Annotated in this window: 16 protein-coding genes, 1 tRNA gene and 1 pseudogene; 5 read left to right on the forward strand and 13 right to left on the reverse strand. The window is 61.9% G+C overall.

The genetic code is table 11. The features are described 5' to 3' along the window. Positions 1-104: 104 nt before the first annotated feature. Positions 105-767: an OmpW/AlkL family protein gene (locus tag WG908_RS15105; protein ID WP_340187340.1), complete on the reverse strand. Its 663-nt coding sequence runs from the start codon at positions 765-767 to the stop codon at positions 105-107. Positions 768-904: 137 nt separating this feature from the next. Between WG908_RS15105 and WG908_RS15110 the strand changes: the two genes are divergently transcribed. Further along, entirely contained in the window at positions 905-2,212 is a 1,308-nt protein-coding gene (locus WG908_RS15110; protein WP_340187341.1) for a radical SAM protein, read from the forward strand. 464 nt (positions 2,213-2,676) lie between these two features. Then, on the forward strand, positions 2,677-3,075 hold the full coding sequence (locus WG908_RS15115) for a group II truncated hemoglobin (protein WP_340187342.1): 399 nt from the start codon (positions 2,677-2,679) through the stop codon (positions 3,073-3,075). 40 nt (positions 3,076-3,115) lie between these two features. On the opposite strand, the gene WG908_RS15120 is transcribed toward WG908_RS15115, so the two are convergent. From WG908_RS15120 to WG908_RS15130, 3 genes are read right to left on the reverse strand one after another with little or no spacing between them, the layout of a single operon-like run. Further along, positions 3,116-3,517, reverse strand: coding sequence for a hypothetical protein (locus WG908_RS15120; RefSeq protein ID WP_340187343.1), 402 nt, complete (start codon positions 3,515-3,517; stop codon positions 3,116-3,118). Positions 3,518-3,573: 56 nt separating this feature from the next. Continuing rightward, complete coding sequence (gene gloB / locus WG908_RS15125) at positions 3,574-4,296, reverse strand: hydroxyacylglutathione hydrolase (RefSeq protein WP_340187344.1); 723 nt, start codon at positions 4,294-4,296, stop codon at positions 3,574-3,576. A 5-nt stretch (positions 4,297-4,301) separates the two neighbouring features. Next, positions 4,302-4,736: a VOC family protein gene (locus tag WG908_RS15130; RefSeq protein WP_340187345.1), complete on the reverse strand. Its 435-nt coding sequence runs from the start codon at positions 4,734-4,736 to the stop codon at positions 4,302-4,304. Positions 4,737-4,840: 104 nt separating this feature from the next. Here WG908_RS15130 and WG908_RS15135 point away from each other — a divergent pair, with 104 nt between their 5' ends. Next, the gene (locus WG908_RS15135) at positions 4,841-5,548 is read left to right on the forward strand and encodes an SIMPL domain-containing protein (RefSeq protein WP_340187346.1); all 708 of its coding nucleotides are present in this window, start codon (positions 4,841-4,843) and stop codon (positions 5,546-5,548) included. Positions 5,549-5,666: 118 nt separating this feature from the next. On the opposite strand, the gene WG908_RS15140 is transcribed toward WG908_RS15135, so the two are convergent. Beyond that, complete coding sequence (locus tag WG908_RS15140; RefSeq protein ID WP_340187347.1) at positions 5,667-6,500, reverse strand: tetratricopeptide repeat protein; 834 nt, start codon at positions 6,498-6,500, stop codon at positions 5,667-5,669. Further along, positions 6,497-7,249 carry an alpha/beta fold hydrolase gene (locus tag WG908_RS15145; RefSeq protein WP_340187348.1) on the reverse strand — a complete coding sequence of 251 codons (753 nt, stop codon included), beginning with the start codon at positions 7,247-7,249 and terminating at the stop codon, positions 6,497-6,499. The genes WG908_RS15140 and WG908_RS15145 overlap by 4 nt, the downstream gene beginning before the upstream one ends. 170 nt (positions 7,250-7,419) lie before the next feature. Between WG908_RS15145 and WG908_RS15150 the strand changes: the two genes are divergently transcribed. Then, positions 7,420-7,506 (forward strand) — tRNA-Leu (locus tag WG908_RS15150). A gap of 174 nt (positions 7,507-7,680) precedes the next feature. Beyond that, positions 7,681-8,916, forward strand: coding sequence for a tyrosine-type recombinase/integrase (locus tag WG908_RS15155; RefSeq protein ID WP_340187353.1), 1,236 nt, complete (start codon positions 7,681-7,683; stop codon positions 8,914-8,916). Here WG908_RS15155 and WG908_RS15160 read toward each other — a convergent pair. From WG908_RS15160 to WG908_RS15190, 7 genes and pseudogenes are all read right to left on the reverse strand, one after another. After that, complete coding sequence (locus tag WG908_RS15160; protein ID WP_246428351.1) at positions 8,913-9,113, reverse strand: excisionase family DNA-binding protein; 201 nt, start codon at positions 9,111-9,113, stop codon at positions 8,913-8,915. The two genes, WG908_RS15155 and WG908_RS15160, sit on opposite strands and share 4 nt — an antisense overlap. Before the next feature lie 3 nt (positions 9,114-9,116). Continuing rightward, positions 9,117-9,332 carry a DUF2274 domain-containing protein gene (locus WG908_RS15165; protein ID WP_340187354.1) on the reverse strand — a complete coding sequence of 72 codons (216 nt, stop codon included), beginning with the start codon at positions 9,330-9,332 and terminating at the stop codon, positions 9,117-9,119. A 1-nt stretch (position 9,333) separates the two neighbouring features. After that, on the reverse strand, positions 9,334-9,651 hold the full coding sequence (locus WG908_RS15170; RefSeq protein ID WP_340187355.1) for a TrbI/VirB10 family protein: 318 nt from the start codon (positions 9,649-9,651) through the stop codon (positions 9,334-9,336). Next, positions 9,561-11,438 (reverse strand): annotated as a pseudogene (locus WG908_RS15175) (TonB-dependent receptor domain-containing protein); the annotation flags it as partial. The gene WG908_RS15170 and the pseudogene WG908_RS15175, both read right to left, overlap by 91 nt. Positions 11,439-11,517: 79 nt before the next feature. Continuing rightward, positions 11,518-12,528, reverse strand: a complete 1,011-nt coding sequence (locus WG908_RS15180; protein ID WP_340187349.1) for a FecR family protein — start codon at positions 12,526-12,528, stop codon at positions 11,518-11,520. Continuing rightward, the gene (locus WG908_RS15185) at positions 12,521-13,099 is read right to left on the reverse strand and encodes an RNA polymerase sigma factor (protein ID WP_340187350.1); all 579 of its coding nucleotides are present in this window, start codon (positions 13,097-13,099) and stop codon (positions 12,521-12,523) included. The genes WG908_RS15180 and WG908_RS15185 overlap by 8 nt, the downstream gene beginning before the upstream one ends. Before the next feature lie 337 nt (positions 13,100-13,436). Then, the gene (locus WG908_RS15190) at positions 13,437-17,747 is read right to left on the reverse strand and encodes a beta strand repeat-containing protein (protein ID WP_340187351.1); all 4,311 of its coding nucleotides are present in this window, start codon (positions 17,745-17,747) and stop codon (positions 13,437-13,439) included. Positions 17,748-17,811 lie beyond the last annotated feature (64 nt).

A 17,811-nucleotide genomic window follows, 5' to 3' on the forward strand; every position in this document is an offset into this window, starting at 1 on the left:
AATCGGGCCGGGGGTCTCCATCCGCAAATGTCCTTATGTCGCCCGCCGCCCATGCCGGGATGGCGCCCCCGGCCGCCCGCCTGTCCGCATCGCGCCGCAACCGTTCAAAAACGCATGCCGACGCCGACGCCAACGACGATGGGGTCCAGCTCCAGCTTGACCCGCTGCGTTCCCGCCGCCGTCGTCGCCAGCCGCGCGGTGGTGTCGATGTCGATATATTTGACGTCGACATTCAGGAATATTCTGTCGTTCAGGTCGATGTCGACGCCCAACTGGCCCGCCCAGCCGAAGCTGTCCGACATATGCACCCTGGTCTTGCCGACCGCCGCTTCCAGCCCGCCCGACGCATTTTCGGCATAAAACAGCGTGTAATTCACCCCGGCCCCCGCATAGGGGCGGATCGGCCCATCGACGATCGGATGATATTGGATCGTCAGCGTCGGCGGCAGCACCCAGGTCGAAGCCAGCTTGCCGATGGTCCCGGTCATGCCCGACCGACCGCTGGCACTGTGCTTGGTCGTGGCCGCGATCAGCTCGAAACCGATATGATCGGTCGCCATATAGGTGATGTCGACTTCGGGCATGATCGAATTGTCGACCGACACATGTTCGCCGGGAAAGGCCGGCAGGATGCTGCCGCTCTTTTCGTTGGGCGCGACCATGATGCCGCGCACCCGCAACAGGACGTCGCCCTGCTTCGCCTGCGCTGGCCCCGCCGTAAACGCCACGCCCAAGGTTGCCGCCAGCACCATTGTCTTGATCCGCATGTTCGATCTCCGTCCCTGTTCGTTCGATCAGTGACGTGTCCTTGCACCGGTCGCACGCACCATTCCTTGACGCGGCGCAAAGCCAATTTTGACCGGACGCAATGTGACGGGCGGCAAAGCATGGCAGCCCCGTTGCCATGTTTCGCTATCATCCCGAACTGCTCGGCGCGCCGGTGCCGCGCTACACCAGCTATCCGACGGCGGCGCAGTTCAACGAAAGCGTGGGAGCCAGGGACATGGGCGATCGCCTGGACGCCCTGCCCTCGCAAGCGCGCCTATCGCTGTATGTCCACATTCCCTATTGCCACGATATTTGCTGGTATTGCGGATGCAACACGGGCGCCGCCACTCGCCCGCGGCGGCTGGCCGCCTATGTCGATGCGCTGGAACATGAAATTGCCCTTGTCGCGGCGCGACTGGGCGGGCGCGGCCATGTCACCCATATCGCCTTTGGCGGCGGCAGCCCCAATTCCCTGCCGCTGGTCGATTGGGTCAGGCTCAATCACCAGTTGCTCATCTGTTTCGACACGAGCGCCGCTGCGATCTCGGTGGAGCTGGACCCCCGACGGCTGGATCGGCCGTGGATCGCCGCGATCCGCCAGATCGGCGTTTCGCGCGTCAATCTTGGCGTGCAGACATTCGCCCCTCACGTCCAGCGGAGCATCGGACGAATCCAGCCTGTCGAAATGGTAGAAGCGGCGGTCGACGCCTTTCATCGCGCGAAAATCGACGTCGGCTTTGACCTGATGTACGGCCTGCCGGGGCAGAGCGAAGAAGATCTCGTCACCACGCTGGAAACCGGCATCGGTCTGGCGCCATCCCGCATCGCCCTTTTTGGCTATGCCCATATGCCGCACCTGCTGCCCCGCCAGCGGCGGATCGCGCAGACGGACCTGCCCGACATGGCGCAACGCTTTGCGATGGCGACACGGGGCCACGCCATGCTCACGGCGGCAGGCTATCGTGCGATCGGCTTTGATCATTTTGCCCTGCCCGGCGACCCGCTGGCCGGCGCGGCCGCGAACGGGACGCTGCGGCGCAATTTCCAGGGATTTACCGAAGATGACGGCGATGTGCTGATCGGCCTGGGCGCAAGCGCGATCAGCCAGTTTCCCGACCTTATCGTCCAGAACGAGAAAAATGCCGGCGTCTATCGCGAGATCATCGCGCAGGGCCGCCTGCCCGCGATCCGCGGCATCTCGCGCAGTCGGGACGACCGGATGCGCGGAGAGACCATCGAAAAGCTGCTCTGCAACGGCGTTGCGCCGGACCCCGGCATTGGCGACCGCGCTCTACTGGCCAGATTCGCGGACATGGGCCTAGTAGAAACGGCGGACGGGGTGATCCGGCTGCTGCCCGGATCGCTACCCTATGCCCGGTCGATCGCCGCTTGCTTCGACCGCTATCTGCGCCCCGCCGAAACGCGCTTTAGCCATGCGGTTTAGGTTTGGCGCTATTGCCGGCCTGGCCGCCCTGCTGACGCTCGGCGCTCATCCGGCACAACCGGCCGATGGCGCCGGCGGCGCATTTTGCGGGCGCGTCCCACCGGGTTGGGCGCCACCCTGGCAGAAACGAAAGCCGCCCGATGAACAAGCCCGGCCTTGCCATCTGGCAACCGAACAGAGGCATGACCGGACTGCGACCAAGGGCGCATCGCGGCGAGCCGCGAAAACATAGCCGAGGAAGCAGCCGGCCAGCCCATCTGCCGAAATTTTATCGCGCCGAAATCGACTTTTTGACGCTCGTCAAATTCAGAAGCGCAAGCCTGTTCTACCAGTGCGGGAAAGGAGATTATCATGGCTCAGTTCTTCGGCGACCACTTTCCCATTCTGGTCCTAGGCACAATGCTGACATTCATATTGGTCCTGGGCGGGCTTTCCATCGAAGACGCCATCCGGGGCCCGCGCGATTGAGCGCCTCTGCGGCACGGATGCTGACGCCGTTCGAAGCGTTGGGGAGCCATGACGGGATCAGGCGCATCGTCGATCGCTTCTACGACATGATGGACCGCGATCCCGCTTTCGCAGAATTGCGCGCGCTGCATGCCGCCGATCTCGACCCGATGCGCCTGTCGCTGAGCAGCTTTCTGACAGCCTGGGTGGGCGGACCGCGCGACTGGTTTGCGGCCAATCCCGACAAATGCATGATGTCGGTCCATGCCGGGCTGCCGATAAGCGCGCGTTCAGCCGATCAATGGGTTCGCGCCATGTCAGCCGCATTGAATGAATGCGATGTCGACGCCGACCTTGCCAGCAGGATCGAAGCGGCCTTCAGCGCGATGGCATCCGGCATGGTGCGCCCCAGTTGAAAGCGCGCCGCAACCTGTCGACAGGCTTCCATATGGACGGCTATTTCGAAGGCGTTCGATAGGGAATGAAATCGCCGAGCGCGCAGCTGCCCGTCACCGTGCCGACCGATAGATCGGCGACGCGGGCGATATCGCCACGGCAGATCTGCGAACTGTAGCTTTGCGTGATCAGCGTATCGCCCCGTTGCAGCCCGGTGCAGCGTCCGATCACGTCGTTGCGGTAAATCAGCCGGCTGCTGACGCGGTAGAGCAGCACCGAATCGCTGATCACGCGCAGATCGCTTTGGGGCAAGCGGTTGATGCAGGCAGTCGGCTCGCCCGCGACCTTGCCGGCCAATTCCTTTTCCAGCCTGACGGTCTGCTTTTGCGTCAGGGGTTGCGCCTGGTAGCTGCCGGCGCATCCGGTGACCAGGAGGATCGCTGCCAATAATCCTGCACGCATCGCCATTCTCCCTACGAAGATCCTACGCTACTGACGGCGTGGCCACTCCCATGCCGTCACGCTGCATCCTTCGCCGCGCGCCGCGCGGCCAGTTCATCGACGTTCGCGGCCCGCATGAAGATGTTCGTGTCGCGCTCCAGCGCGATGCTGGTGGGCACGGTCGGCTCGCCCCGCGCACGGGCGGCGTCCACCCGTTCCATCCGCGCCGAAAGCGCGTCGTTGTCCGGCTCGATGGTCAATGCGAAGCGCCCGTTGCTCTGGGTATATTCATGCGCGCAATAGACCATGGTTTCCGCCGGCAGGGCCTTGAACCGCTGCATATTGGCGAACATCTGCGCAGCCGTTCCCTCGAACAGCCGGCCGCAGCCCATCGCGAACAGCGTATCACCCACGAAGATCATGGCATCGTCGGCCAGATGATAAGCGATATGTCCGGCGGTATGCGCTGGCACGTCCATCACCCGCGCCGCGTGCGCGCCGATGCGGACGACATCGCCTTCGGCCACGGTCCTGTCGAGCGTGCCGATCTTCTCCGCCTCGGCGGCGGGACCGGTGATCGTGCATCCCGTGGCCGCCTTGATCGCCGCATTGCCGCCGACATGATCGCGGTGCCAATGGGTGTTCCAGACCTGCCCGATGGTCCAGCCGCGCGCCGCCGCCGCCGCCAGCACAGGTTCGGCCTCGGCCGGGTCGATCACGACCGTATCGCCGCTGGCGCCGTCGTGCATCAGCCAGATATAATTGTCGCTGAGCGCGGGGATGCGGATGACATCAAGCATGTGAGTTACCATTCGCCGACATTGGGCATCGATGCCCAGGGCTCGGCGGGTTCCAGCCGACCGTCCTGCAACAATTCGATCGAGATGTTGTCGGGCGTGCGAACGAAGGCCATGTGACCGTCGCGGGGCGGACGGTTGATCGTCACGCCCGCATCCATCAACCGCTGGCAGGTCGCATAGATGTTGTCGACCCGATAGGCCAGATGACCGAAATTGCGCCCGCCCCCATAGATTTCGGCGGGGCTACCGTCGCTCGCCGGCCAGTTATATGTCAATTCGACCTGCGCCTCTTCATCGCCCGGCGCAGCCAGGAAGACCAGCGTGAACCGCCCGCTTTCGCTGTCGAACCGCTGCTGCTCCTCCAGCCCCAACAGATTGAAAAAGGCAACGGTCTTGTCGATATCGGTCACGCGGATCATGGTATGGAGATATTTGGGCAAGGACTGCTCCATTCGTCGCAGTCAAGCAACGGTTCATCTTGCGGGCGATAAGGACCTGTCTACTGATAGGCACATGATCACGACTTTGAAAGAGGATAGCGGATATGGCGTTGGCATTGCATGACAAGGTGCTTCTGGGCTGTGCGGCCATTGCTGCTGTCGGCCTGGTGAGCGGAGGCTATCTGCTCGGCGACGGGTTGAAGCGCGCCAAGGCGGCGGACCGGTCGGTCACGGTGCGGGGCCTGTCGGAAAAGGATGTCACCGCCGACCTTGCCACCTGGTCGATCAGCTATTCGGCGACCGGTTTCGACCTGCCCGCGGTTCGGACCGAAATCGACAACAATACCCACGAACTCAAAAACTATTTTGCCGGACTGGGTTTCAAGGACGGCGAGTTGACTCCCAGCGGCGCGGGGGTGAACCAATATTATAATAACGGTGTCAACAACATCACCATCACCCAGCGGATGCTGTTGCGCACCACCGACATCGCCAAGGCTCAGCGTGCGGTGGCGCAGCAGTTCGATCTCGTGCGGCGGGGGGTTACGCTGCAGGAAGGATCGGGCATGCGCTATAGCTTCACCAAGCTGAACGACGTCAAGCCGGCGATGGTGGCGGCCGCCACCAAGGATGCCCGCGCAGCCGCCGAACAATTTGCCCAGGATAGCGGCACCAGCGTCGGCGGGATCAAGAGCGCGACCCAGGGCTATTTCTCGATCGACGCACGCGATGGCGAAGGCGGAGATGGTGCGAGCGACACCCCCTATAAAAAGGTGCGCGTCGTCACCACGGTCGATTTTTACCTCGATTAGAGCGCACTCGTTTAAGCCGACGCAATTCGCGCGCTCTATAGCTTTGTTTTCGTGTCGTTCTTGACGGAAAGCCGGTTCTCACTTTTCCGCTCGATGTTTTAAGGCGGAGCGGCACTGATCAGGGCGTCTTCGCCCTGGCCGACAACCGGGTGAGATTGTCCGCCGCCGCCTTGCCAGCCGGTGCATCGGGGGCCAGCCGCATAGCGCGCGCCCATGCGGCGGCGGCGACATCGGCATGATCGGTCAGCATCGCGATATTGCCCTCTTCCAGCGCCACCGATGCGTCGTCGGGAGACATCTGCACTGCTCGCGCGATATGCGCCTGCGCCAGCGAAAGTTCACCCGACCGGCGCGCGAGCGTTGCCGACAGCAGCCAGGCGAGCGGGTCCTGCGGCGCCTGCTCCAGGGCCACGTCGAGCGATTGGCGCGCACCCACGCCATCGCCCAGCGCCACCAGGGCGCGCGCGCGATCGAGATGCACCTCGCCCTTTTCCAGCCCGTCGGGCAGGCCGCGCGCCAGCGCCGCGTCGAAATGGGCCTGCGCCTTGGCCAGGTCCCCGCCCGCCAGCGCGGCATTGCCCGCCTGCGCCCACAGCCGGGCGCTCTGGACGAAGGCGCCGGCGCGTTCGGCTTCTTCGGCCGCCTGTTCGAAACTGATCGTCGCTGGCCCCCATCGCTCGGCGCGCGCATAGGCAAAGCCCAGACATTGACGGGCATAATAGCCGCCACCTTCCATCCGCCATCGGTTGGCGGCGGCGACCCCGGCTTCGGGCGCTTCCACCGCCGCGTCCAGACACGCCTGGAACGGGGCGGCGACCTGTGGCGGAATGGGCAGGGCGGGCCGTGCCGGGGCGACGCTCTGCGGGCGCGCCCGGCGGTTCATCACCGCTTCGGTTTCAGGGTCATAGGCCTGCGGCGCGAGCAGCAGGGCAGGCAACAGCAGGAAGGTCATGACAGGCTGTCCAAAAGCGTGGAGAGGGTGGCGACCAGCAGGGAAAGGTCGGACTCTCGCGAGAGGCGATGATCGCCATCCTTGACCAACAGCATCTGCACGTCGGATGAACGCAGTTGCTCGCCGATGCGCAAAGCCACCGACCATGGCACGACAACGTCGGCCTGCCCGTGCAGCAGGCGAACCGGGCAATCGATCGCGATTTCCTGTTCCAGCAGCAGGAGCGACTGCCCCGACTGCCAGAAGGCGCGCGTGGTGAGATCGGGCTCTTCGCTGTAATCGGATGGTTGCAGCAGCCTGCCCTCCTCCAGGATCCGCGTCTTTTCCGCAGGCGTGAAACCCCATTGGGTAAAGTCCGCCGCCGCGGCGATGCCGACCAGGCCGACCACCCGGTCGGGGCGGGCCAGCGCGATCAGCAGCGCCAGCCATCCCCCCATCGACGACCCGACCAGCAGGATCGGTCCCTGGGTTACCGCATCTATCATCAGCAACGCATCGTCGCGCCAACTCGCCAGCGTCCCATCCTCGAACCGGCCATCGCTTGCGCCATGCCCGCCATAATCGAACCGCAGCATCGCCCGCCCGCTACGCGCGGCCCAGGCGTCGAGCGCCAGCGCCTTGCCGCCCTCCATGTCCGATCGGTAGCCCGGCAGGAAAATCATCGTAGGCCCGCTACCCCGGCGATGTCGGTAAGCAAGGCGCAGACCATCGGGGCGGGGATGATGTTCGAGCGGAGGCGTGTGGGTCATGAGGTCCTGGGCAATTGGCGTCGCTGCGGCCTTATAGACGGTGTGCCGGCTCCAAGCGCAAGGGAGGACTGGACTGGGTTGTGGAAGATCTGGGCGGTGAACCCAAATTAAAGCCCTCCACCTGATTGACAGCCCGCCACCCACCGGCTAATCGCGCCGACCTACCCCGTGCCCAGATGGCGGAATTGGTAGACGCACCAGCTTCAGGTGCTGGCGATCGCAAGGTCGTGGAGGTTCGAGTCCTCTTCTGGGCACCAGAGACCTTTCCGGCGACGTCCGGGAAGGTCCAGCAAGCAGCTGGTTTTACAGCATTTTTTCAGTGAAAATCGCCAAATGAAATCCGGGCTCATCCGCCCGAATCCATCGACAGCACCATCAGGATGATGGTGTTTTTGATGGTGCCGGAGAGCCCCTTTGGAGCTGGCACCATCATGGCACTGAATCATATCCAGATCACCAACGCCAAACCCCGGGACAAGGCCTATAAACTGGCCGACGCCGATGGGCTGTATCTCGCCGTCCAGACGAACGGCACGAAACTCTGGCGCATGAACTACCGGTATCTCGGTCGACAGAAGACGCTCTATTTCGGCGCCTGGCCCGAGGTAGGGATAGCTATGGCGCGCCAGCAGCGCGCCGCAGCAAGGGAGCAGATCGCCGCCGGGCTCGACCCCGCCGCCGAGAAGAGGAGCGACACACTTGCGCGCAAGGTGGCCCCGGACAACACGTTCAAGACGATCGCCGAAGAATGGGTGGCGAAGAATGAGCTGGAGGGGCGCGCGCCGATCACGCTCGACAAGATTCGCTGGCTGCTCGGCATGGCCTATCCCATGATCGGCAGCTTCCCTGTCTCAAAGATATCGCCGCAGGAAGTCCTGGCCGTCCTGCGCAAGGTGGAGGCGACCGGCCGCTACGAAAGTGCGCGCCGGATGCGCAGCGTGCTCAGTCGGGTTTTTCGCTATGCGATCGCGACCGCTCGGGCGGATCGCGATGTCGCGGCCGATCTGCGCGGCGCACTCATCACTCCGAAGGTCCGGCATCTCGCCGCGATCACGACGCCCAAGGAGGCCGGCGCGCTCCTGCGCGCAATCGACGGTTATACAGGTCACGAAATCACCGCGATCGCTTTGCGGCTGTCACCCCACCTGTTCGTCCGGCCGGGCGAGTTGCGCAAGGCAGAGTGGGAGGAAATAGATATGCACGACGCCATCTGGTCGCTCCCGGCGGAAAAGATGAAAATGCGCCGTCCACACCGTGTACCGCTGTCGCAACAGGCGCTGGCGCTACTGGAAGAACTCCGCCAGCTGACGGGCGAGGGAAGGTATCTTTTCCCGTCGTTCCGGTCACCACGCCAGTGCATGTCGGAAAACACCATCAACGCGGCATTGCGTCGACTGGGCTATAGCCAGGAAGAAATGACGGCGCATGGTTTTCGGGCGATGGCTGCGACCCTTCTTAACGAGATGGGTATCTGGAACCCGGACGCCATTGAGAAGCAGCTCGCCCACCTCGACACCTCGATGGTGCGCCGTGCTTACACTCGTGGTGAATATTGGGATGAACGCGTCCGCATGATGCAGCACTGGTCAGACTATCTCGACCAGCTGCGGGACGGCGCCAGAATTCTGCGGCCGAACTTTGGTAAAGGCAGAGGCACGCCAGGCTAGGCGCCGGTCAGGGCTTTCAGGCTTTTATATGGGATCAGCGTGGATCGCCCTACCTTAACGGTTTCCAGCTCACCAGACTGGATCAGCTCGTAAAGACGTGAGCGACTGATACCGGTGAGCTGGACCGCCGTAGAGATGCGGACCGTTAAAGGCTCTATGAGGATGGCCCCTGCTTGGGGATTGCTACTGTGCATCATAGATCACCGCTTCGTCCTGTTTCGCGCAAAGCTCCTGTCACTTTCGAGGAAGGCAGTGAGCATGGCAGGAATCAGCTCGGCAACCGGCTCGTCACGACCATAGGTCGTTGCGTAGAGCGCAGCATAATCCGTCAAAGCCTGATGGAGGTCCGGCATGACAGCAATGCTGAGCTTGACCGGATTACGATCTGGAAGCTGGGGCAATTTGAGGTCAGTCATTTCAGCGCTCCTTCTCTCGCCAGGGTGCAAGAATGATATCCTTGTGCACAACCAGCCGAACGGCTGCGCCGGGTCGGACCGTGATGGTCGGTTGGATTTGCAGGTTGCGGGACGTGATCTGATCGCCAGCGCGTGACACATTCTGCTGCGTAGATTGGGCGAAAGCGTGATCTGTCCGCCATTCGCCGGATCGCTCAGCGCCTGCGACGCGATCGATATCGGCGTTACGATCCGGTTGACGTAGCGCGTCGAAAAATAGCTGAATTCCAGCGACGCACCCGGCCAGGCGGGCGGATGCAGCGCAAGGGTGGTCGACCAGCTGCGCGCCCGCTCGGGCTTCAGATCGCTGTTGCCACCCGTCAGGTACAGCGCCGTCGCGCCCGTGGGATAGCCAGTGCCGCCGAACGTCGTGACCGGATAGACCAGCGCCTGCTGGATCGAATGGAGCTGGATGAAGCTCGGCGCGCGGAACGACCGTCCCCAGCTCGCCTTGATATCGACGATGTCGGCAGGTGCATAGGTCAGGCCCAGCTTGGGCGTGACGATCTCACCGATCTGCCGATAGCGTTCGTAGCGCAGGGCCCCACTCAGGTTGAGCCTGTGGACGAGCGGAATGTCGAGGTCGGGACCGACGACGGGGAGGTTGATTTCGGCGAAAGCGTAGCGGCTGTCCTGCGATGGCCGGGCGTTGTTGATATTGCCCGCGCCACGGAATATCTCGAAATCATTGGCCCGGATGCCGGCACCGATCGCAAGTTTCGCCTCGCCCCCCGGCAGCAGGAACAGCGGACCATCACCGGCGACTTCGCCCGTGACGGTCTGGTTGTTATAGCGGCCGAAGGCCGTGCTCGCGAACTGGTCGTTCCTGAACGTGTCACCCTGGAAATAGGTGCGACCCTTGCCGAAGGTGCCGGACAGGCTGAGCTGCCACGGTCCGAGCGACAGACGCGCGGCGCTCGCCAGGGCCAGCGTGTAGCTATCGAACGTCTGTCGCGTTCGGCTGATCGCAAGATCGCCTGCCGCATTGAGTGGATAGGTGAACGCGCCGGTGCGGCTATTGTAAAGCGCATCGGCTTCGATCGTGAGATTACCGGTTATATCCTGATGGGCGCTGGCGGCGATCGCATGGCGTCGGCTCGAGGGGAGGATGGTTACGTTGGGCCGCACGCGGGCATAGTCGCGCTGGTTCGTTATGAGATCGCTGTTGCGGTTATATTCGTAGGTGATGAAGCCGCCGCCGCCCTGCCATCGACTGCCCGCCAGAACCGAATAGCGTTGCTCGAAATCGCCGCCGTCGGTAGCGCCACCAATGCGCGCGCGGGTCTGCAATCCGTCATAATCGCGCTTCAGAATGACGTTGACGACGCCGCCGACCGCATCCGAGCCGTAAATGGCCGAAGCGCCGTCCGCGACGATCTCGATCCGGTCGACCGCAGACAGGGGGATGGCTGAAATGTCCACGCCCTGTCGCGCCGAATCATAAGGCACGCGTCGTCCGTTGAGGATCGTGAGCGTCGCGTCACTGCCAAGGCCACGCAGGTTGACGGAGGATCCGCCACCGACATTGCCGCCCGTGCTCGACGGTACGTTGAAGCCGACGCCCGGATTTTGTCCGCCACCGAAACTTTGCGGCAGGCTGCGGGCCACGTCGCCGAGATCGGCCAATCCGGTGTCCCGGATGGTCTGCTCGCTCAGGATCGTCACGGGTGACGCAATCGGTGCGCCGCGAATCCGGCTGCCGGTGACGACAATGGCCGCTCCGTCGCTATCGCCCTGCCGGTCGCCAGTCGCGCGCGACGGCCGGACGACAAAGCTCTCGTCCACGCGGTCGAAGGTCAGCCCCGAACCGTCGAGAAGTCGGCGCAGCGCGTCCTCCATGGTATAGGCACCCTGGAGCGACGGCGCCTGCCTGTCCCCGATCAGCGTCGCATCCGCGAGGACCGTCCGGTGGGACAGCAGCGCCAACGCCTGAAGTGAACGCCCGAGCTGCTGCGCGGGAAGGTCGACGCCGATCCGCTGGGCTGGTTGTGCCTGGGCCGTCGTGGCGCTGGCGACCAAGACTACCCCAGCGAGGCGATGAAACCCGTTCTTCCCAAATATAAGCATTGTCTTCGGTCTCCCCTGAACCGCCGAAGGGGCGGGTTGGGCGGGAGACGATGAGGGCGGAAAATACCCGCCAACTATTTTAGGGGAGGGTGGAAGTTCGTGCGCCGCTGGGTCGCAGCAGGAGAATTTCCGAATGCGATCGCTCGACGGTCAGGCCGAACATGGTCGCGACCGCACGGGCGAATTGCTGCGGATCCCGCGCCTGGAAGGCACCCGTGACGGCAAGGCTGGCAAGATGCGGGTCGGCCAGTCGCACCTGCGTTCGATTGTAGCGGTTGATGGCGGCCACCGCATTGCCAAGCGGCGTTTTTTCAAGCGCCAACATGCCCGATACCCATCGTGCGTCGGCCATCGACAGCGGGCGCGGCTCGGTAGCCTGGCCCAGCGCGGCCTGCTCGCCGCCAACGAGCCGCTGCGGGCTACCCTTGCCATCATGAGCGGTGCTGAGAAGCTCGACCTCGCCCTCGATCAACGACACCAGGGGCTGCGGCCCGACGACGCTGACGTCGAAGAGCGTATGGCGCGCAACGATCTCGCCGCCTGGAACGGCAACGGTGAAGGGCCGATCGTCCTTCGCCACCGAAAAACGCGCCCGTCCGCGTTTCAGGTCGAGCCGCCGGGACGCACGGCTGAAACGAACGTGAACCACAGTCGACGTATCGAGCGTAAGGTTCGAGCCGTCCGCGAGACGCACGCTTCGAATTTCGCCAACCGCTGTCTGGTAGGTCGCCGCTTCGGCCGGAACGATAAATCCTAAGGGCCCTGCGTGCCGCAATATTCCGACGGTTCCCAATCCCAGGAGGGCAGCAAGGCTCAGACTGACGGCGCCGACATGCGTGCTTCGGCGCATCAGAAACGGTGCGCGCACGAGCTTGCGGGTTCGACCGACGGCACTGTCGGCAAGCTGCGCGCTGTCGTGCCAATCACGGGCCACCTGCGCATAGGCGATGCGGTGTCGAGGATCGGCTTCCAGCCAGGCAGCAAAGGCCTTTTCCACCGCAGCATCGGCACCGGCCTGCCGACGCGCCAGCCACTCGCCAGCCGCGTCATGCACGCCGGGTGGAATCGAGGCCCTTTCAGGATCAGTCATCGTGGTGCAGATGTTGCCCGAGTTGCTTGATCGCCCGGCTCATTTGTTTCTCAACGCCCCTTATGCTCAGCCCGGTCTGCTCGGCTATCTCTGCATAACTATAGCCGTCGAGACGACATGCGAGAAAAATCTGACGCCTGAGAGGCTTGAGCCGAAGCACCGCCTGCTCGATCCGCGCGAGCCGGTCACGGGCCTCCAGGGCCGCGACCGGGTCGGCATCGTGCAAAGCCACGTCTTCGATGGAAACATGCAGGTGTGCACTATTGCGTCCGGCCGTCCTGGCTTCGTCGCGGACGAGATTGCGCGCCGCCTGGCGCAAATAGGCCGCGGGAGAAACGATCGTAGCCGTCTGGTCCGCCGTCTTTCCGGCCATGCGGGCGAAGACCTGCTGGACGATATCTTCGGCGCGGTCGTCGGATGCGCGCCGCGACAGAAATCGAAGCAATCCAGGCCGTTCGGCGCGGTAGAGATCACCGAGCACGTCCTTCGGCGCTTCCACCAGGTCGTGGCCGGGCGGAAGCGGATCGCGTTCATCTAAAGGCAGGCGCGCAACGCCTAAAGCGGCCGACATCTCGACCGAAACCCTTTGTGGGTGCTCGCTTCACTTACCATCGGCAACGCCTCCATGCGACTGGCGAGGCGTTGCCGACAAAAGCCGGGTGTAGAGAACATGCTTGAGACATGCGCCGACGCCTTTGGCCGCAAGCGGCTTGGACATGCACGTCGGCCACCCGGCCGCGTCACTGGCGGGTAAATCTTTCTCCCAAGCGAGGTTCTCAAGCCTCGGCACCGCCTTCGCGATGCTAGATCAGATTATCATCCTGACTCGGAGAAGCAACGCCAACTGGCTTTGGTCAATAACTTTCCAGAGATGAACATAGTACATATGCTCGGCGCTTTGGCGATTTCTACCTCATCCCTGATGTGCCGATCGCGAACGAATAGTCGGGACGATCACCCCATTCATCTCGCACTGACATTTCATCTGGTCGACTTTCGATCCCAAAGGCAGCTATTGCCTGTGTGAGCTGGGCAGCCTCCTTCAAGGATATGAGGGGAGTGTAGCGATCTTCGGGTAACGATATCCGTTGTCCGAAAGGCAAAACTCCTCGCGGCAGCGCATCATAGCTTAGCGCGACGTCCGAAAATGATGATGTCGAACCGTCAGTCAGCGTAAATGACCCGGTATTGATGGTCATATTCTGACCCCAGTTCCAATTCTGGTTTACGGCATTACCAACCAGATTAATCGCAGAAACTCCAGCGGTCGCGAGCGAGAAAACCTCGTTCTCCTCGGCTGTGCCATTACTATTCTTATCCTGCCATATTTTGAACTGATCGAATTTTTCATCATAGGCAGAAAATATGCCATCGCCGTTGCTGTCGAATGCCCGTAAACCGTCGAGGTCAGACTTAGCGTTGTGCTTGTCGCTGGTGAAGCTAAGCTCGTTGCCGTTACTGACTGTTCCATTCCCATCGCGATCGAACATGAGAAAACCATCATCCGCGCCGATCCAGCCGGTTTGATCCTTGTGGCCGTCGGCATCCCAATCGAAGGCAGCATTTGTCGCCTGATTGTCCAATAGGGAAACGCCATCACCATTGAGATCCAGTACGATAGGTGATGTAATGCCGACCTGAACCGCTCCCTTGAACTCGACTTTCTCAATCCCACTGACCGTATCTATACCGTCATTGCCATCAGTCGAGGGCTGATTGTCGGTTATAGTTACGACCCCGGCATTGGTCGCGATGGTGTAACTTGTCTGCGCGCCAGCAAAAACGGCGATGTCAGAGCTGCCTGTGCCACCAATGATCGTATCGTTACCTGTCCCACCCGTAAGACGGTCATTACCCAAGCCACCGTCCAGACTATTGCCTGCGGTGCTTCCGGTGATCGTGTCATTGCCGGACCCCGCTATGACATTCTCGATATTGCTTATGGTATCGGCATCACCAGATGAAATGGTCTGGGAGGTCGTGAGGGACAGGTTGATCGTCTGCGCCACAGTTCCATAAGAATAATCAACCGTATCAATGCCGTTTCCGCCATTCAGCGTGTCGGTACCTGTTCCGCCGACCAGCGTATCGTCGCCATCATTGCCATTGATTGTATCGTTGCCCGATCCGCCATTGAGCAGATTATTGCCGGTGCTGCCCGTGACGGTATCAGCGCCGGTGCCACCCAACACATTTTCGATATTGGAGAGTGTGTCGAGATTGCCGGACGAGATAGTTTGTTGCGCCGTCAATGTCAGATTGATGGTCTGAGCCACGGTATTTGCCGAATAATCGACTGTGTCGATACCGGCACTGCCATTCAACACGTCATTTCCCGCTCCCCCGATCAGCGTGTCGTTGCCGTCATTGCCAATGATTGTATCGTTGCCCGATCCGCCAGTGAGAATATTGTTTCCTGTGGATCCAGTGATTGTATCAGCCCCGGTGCCGCCGATGACATTCTCCACATTGATGATCGTGTCCACGTCGCCGCTTGCAATTGTCTGTGCTGTGCTTAGGGTCAGATTGATCGTCTGAGCAACGCTGTTAGCGGAGTAGCTGACGGTGTCGATGCCGTTGCCACCATCGACCGTGTCGTTACCCGCGCCGCCGGTCAGCGTATCGTCGCCGTCGCCTCCCATCAGCGTATCATTACCGGACCCGCCATTCAGAGTGTCGTTCCCGCCATTGCCGGCCAGGACATTGTTTCCCGTGCTGCCTGTGATGGTGTCGTTACCCGAACCGCCGATCGCATTCTCAACGTTGGTAATGGTATCGACGTCGCCGCTGGAGATCGTCTGCGAGCTCGTGAGGCTGAGGTTGATCGTCTGAGCGACCGCGTTGGCGGAATAGTCGACCGTGTCGACGCCGGATCCGCCCTTCAGCGTGTCCGTACCCGCACCGCCAATGAGGATATCGCCTGCGGACCCTGCCGTAATCGTGTCATTGCCTGCCCCACCGTTGATCTGGGCGGGTTTGGCACCGCCCGACAACGTGTCGTTGCCGGACGTGCCGTTGATCTGATGAAGGGTCGTGGTGAGATTGACCGTCGCGGTCGAGCTTCCACCATGTCCGTCCGAAATCGTGTAGGTGAATGAAGCTGGCCCGACCGCCGTAGCGGTGGGCGTGAACACGGCATTGCCAGCATTGATGGCGACCGTGCCACCAACTGGTGATTGAACGCTCGACAAGGTCAAAGCATCGTTAGTGTCGGCGTCGGTTGCTCCAGCGGTCAGGGTCGACCCCGCTATGGTAAGCGCGGTCCAGTTATCTGTGGTGAAGCCGCTCTTCGTCTGCGCGGTCGGCGCATCGTTGGAACCGGTGATCGTCACCACCACCGGTTGGTCGAGATTGCTCCCCTGATTGTCGATCGTGCGCACGACATAGGTCAGTATTGCGGTCTGGCCTGCGCCAAGATAGTCAAATGCACTGTCGGGCACCGCGAAGCTCCACGGCAGAGACCCCGGCGTTACGCCAGATTGTTCAGTGAGCGTTCCTTTGCTGAGCCAGCCAAGTAATGTCGTGTTGGTGGGAAGGCCCGACGTCGTTCCGCTGGCCGCCACCGAAAGGATCGTAGCGCTGTGCGTGTCGGCAGGATCGGCGTCGACAAATTTCAACGTCCCCGACGCGGTGTCGCTGGTGGAAGACCCTGTGACTAAAGCCAACTCTGTTATCGCGCCGGACGTCGTACCCGCCGAGACTTGCGGCGTGTCATTCGTGCCGGTGATCGTCACCGCCACATTCTGCGACACGCTGCCGCCATTGCCGTCCGAAAGCTGGACGACATAGGTAAGGGTCGTGCTCTGGCCCGCCCCCAAATAGTCGAATGTCTTGTCCTGCGCCGCAAAGGTCCAGGAAAGCGAACCTGCGATCGAGCCGGCCTGCTCGGTTACAGTGCCCAGTCCCAGCATCGCGAGCAGTGTCGCGTTGGTGGGAAGGCCGCTTGTCGTCCCGCTCGCCGAGACCGAAAGAACCGATCCATTGTGGGCGTCGGCAAGGTCGAGATCGGTGAAGCGCATGGTGCCGCTCGCCATATCATTGGCGGTCGAGCCGGTCGTGCTGGCAAGCTCCGTAATTGCGCCGGTTGCGGTCGTTCCGGCGGCTATCAAAGGCGTATCATTGGTGCCGGTGGCAGTAATCACGACATTCTGCGTGACCGTACCGCCGACATTGTCGGTAATCTGGATCGCGTAGGTAAGCGCCGCTGTCTGTCCAGCGCCAAGATAGTCGAACGCACTGTCGGGCGCGGCGAAGCTCCATGGCAAAGAGCCCGCTGTCGCGCCTGCCTGCCCAGCAAGCACGCCTTTGGAGAGCCAATTGAGTACCGTTGCGTTCGCCGGAAGACCCAAGGTCGCTCCGCTTGTCGTGACAGATACGATCGATGCGCTGTGCGTGTCCGGCGTATCGCCATCCGTAAACCGCAAAACACCGGAGGCTGTGTCATTGGCAGAAGATCCGGCCGTCGCAGCCAGCTCTGTGATTGATCCAGATGCCGACGTGCCTGTGGCGATCAATGGCAGGTCATTAGTGCCGGTGATCGCTACCGTGATGTCCTGTGAGACAGAGCGGCCGTTGTTGTTCGACAGGGTGATTGAATAGACCAACTGCGTGGTCTGTCCCGCTGCCAGATAGTCGAACAGGCTATCCTGCGCGCTGAACGCCCAGATCGAGACACCTTCGGCGGTGCCATCGGGTTCTGTCACTGCTCCAAAGTTCAACAACGCAAGCAGGGCCGAATTTGAAGGCAGCCCAGAAACGCTTCCAGAAGCATTGACACTGTTAATGGCGATGCTGTGGGTTGCTCCGGCTGTTCCGTCGGTGAAGCGCAAGGCACCTGACACACTGTCGGAGCTAGTCGCTCCGGTCGTTGCCGTCTGCTCCGTCACCGCCCCGGCGATCACTGCGTTCGCAGCTATGGCAGGCGGCGTGATGAGTGATAGCGCTATGAGATCGTCGTGAGTCCATATTGTCCCATCGGCAAAGCGAACCGTCTCGATGCGGCGTTGCGATGCAGAGGCAGCGCCCTGTAACAGGATCTGATCGCTCGTCCCACGAACCTTGAGTAAGAGGTCGTTGGCGCCCTGCTTAACGACATCTACATTAGCGGGACTAATACCTGTCCCGAGTTCAAGACGATCGGTGCCGCCATCGAACAGCGTCCAGTTCCCGTAAGACCACCCTTCATTATTATCGTAGATGGTATCCTGGCCATCGCCCATGTTGAAGCGATAGACATCATCGCCCGCTGCGCCTTCCAGCCGGTCGATGCCGGTGCCAGCTGTA

The sequence above is a fragment of the Sphingobium anseongense genome, from assembly GCF_037725245.1.
GTDB lineage: Bacteria > Pseudomonadota > Alphaproteobacteria > Sphingomonadales > Sphingomonadaceae > Sphingobium.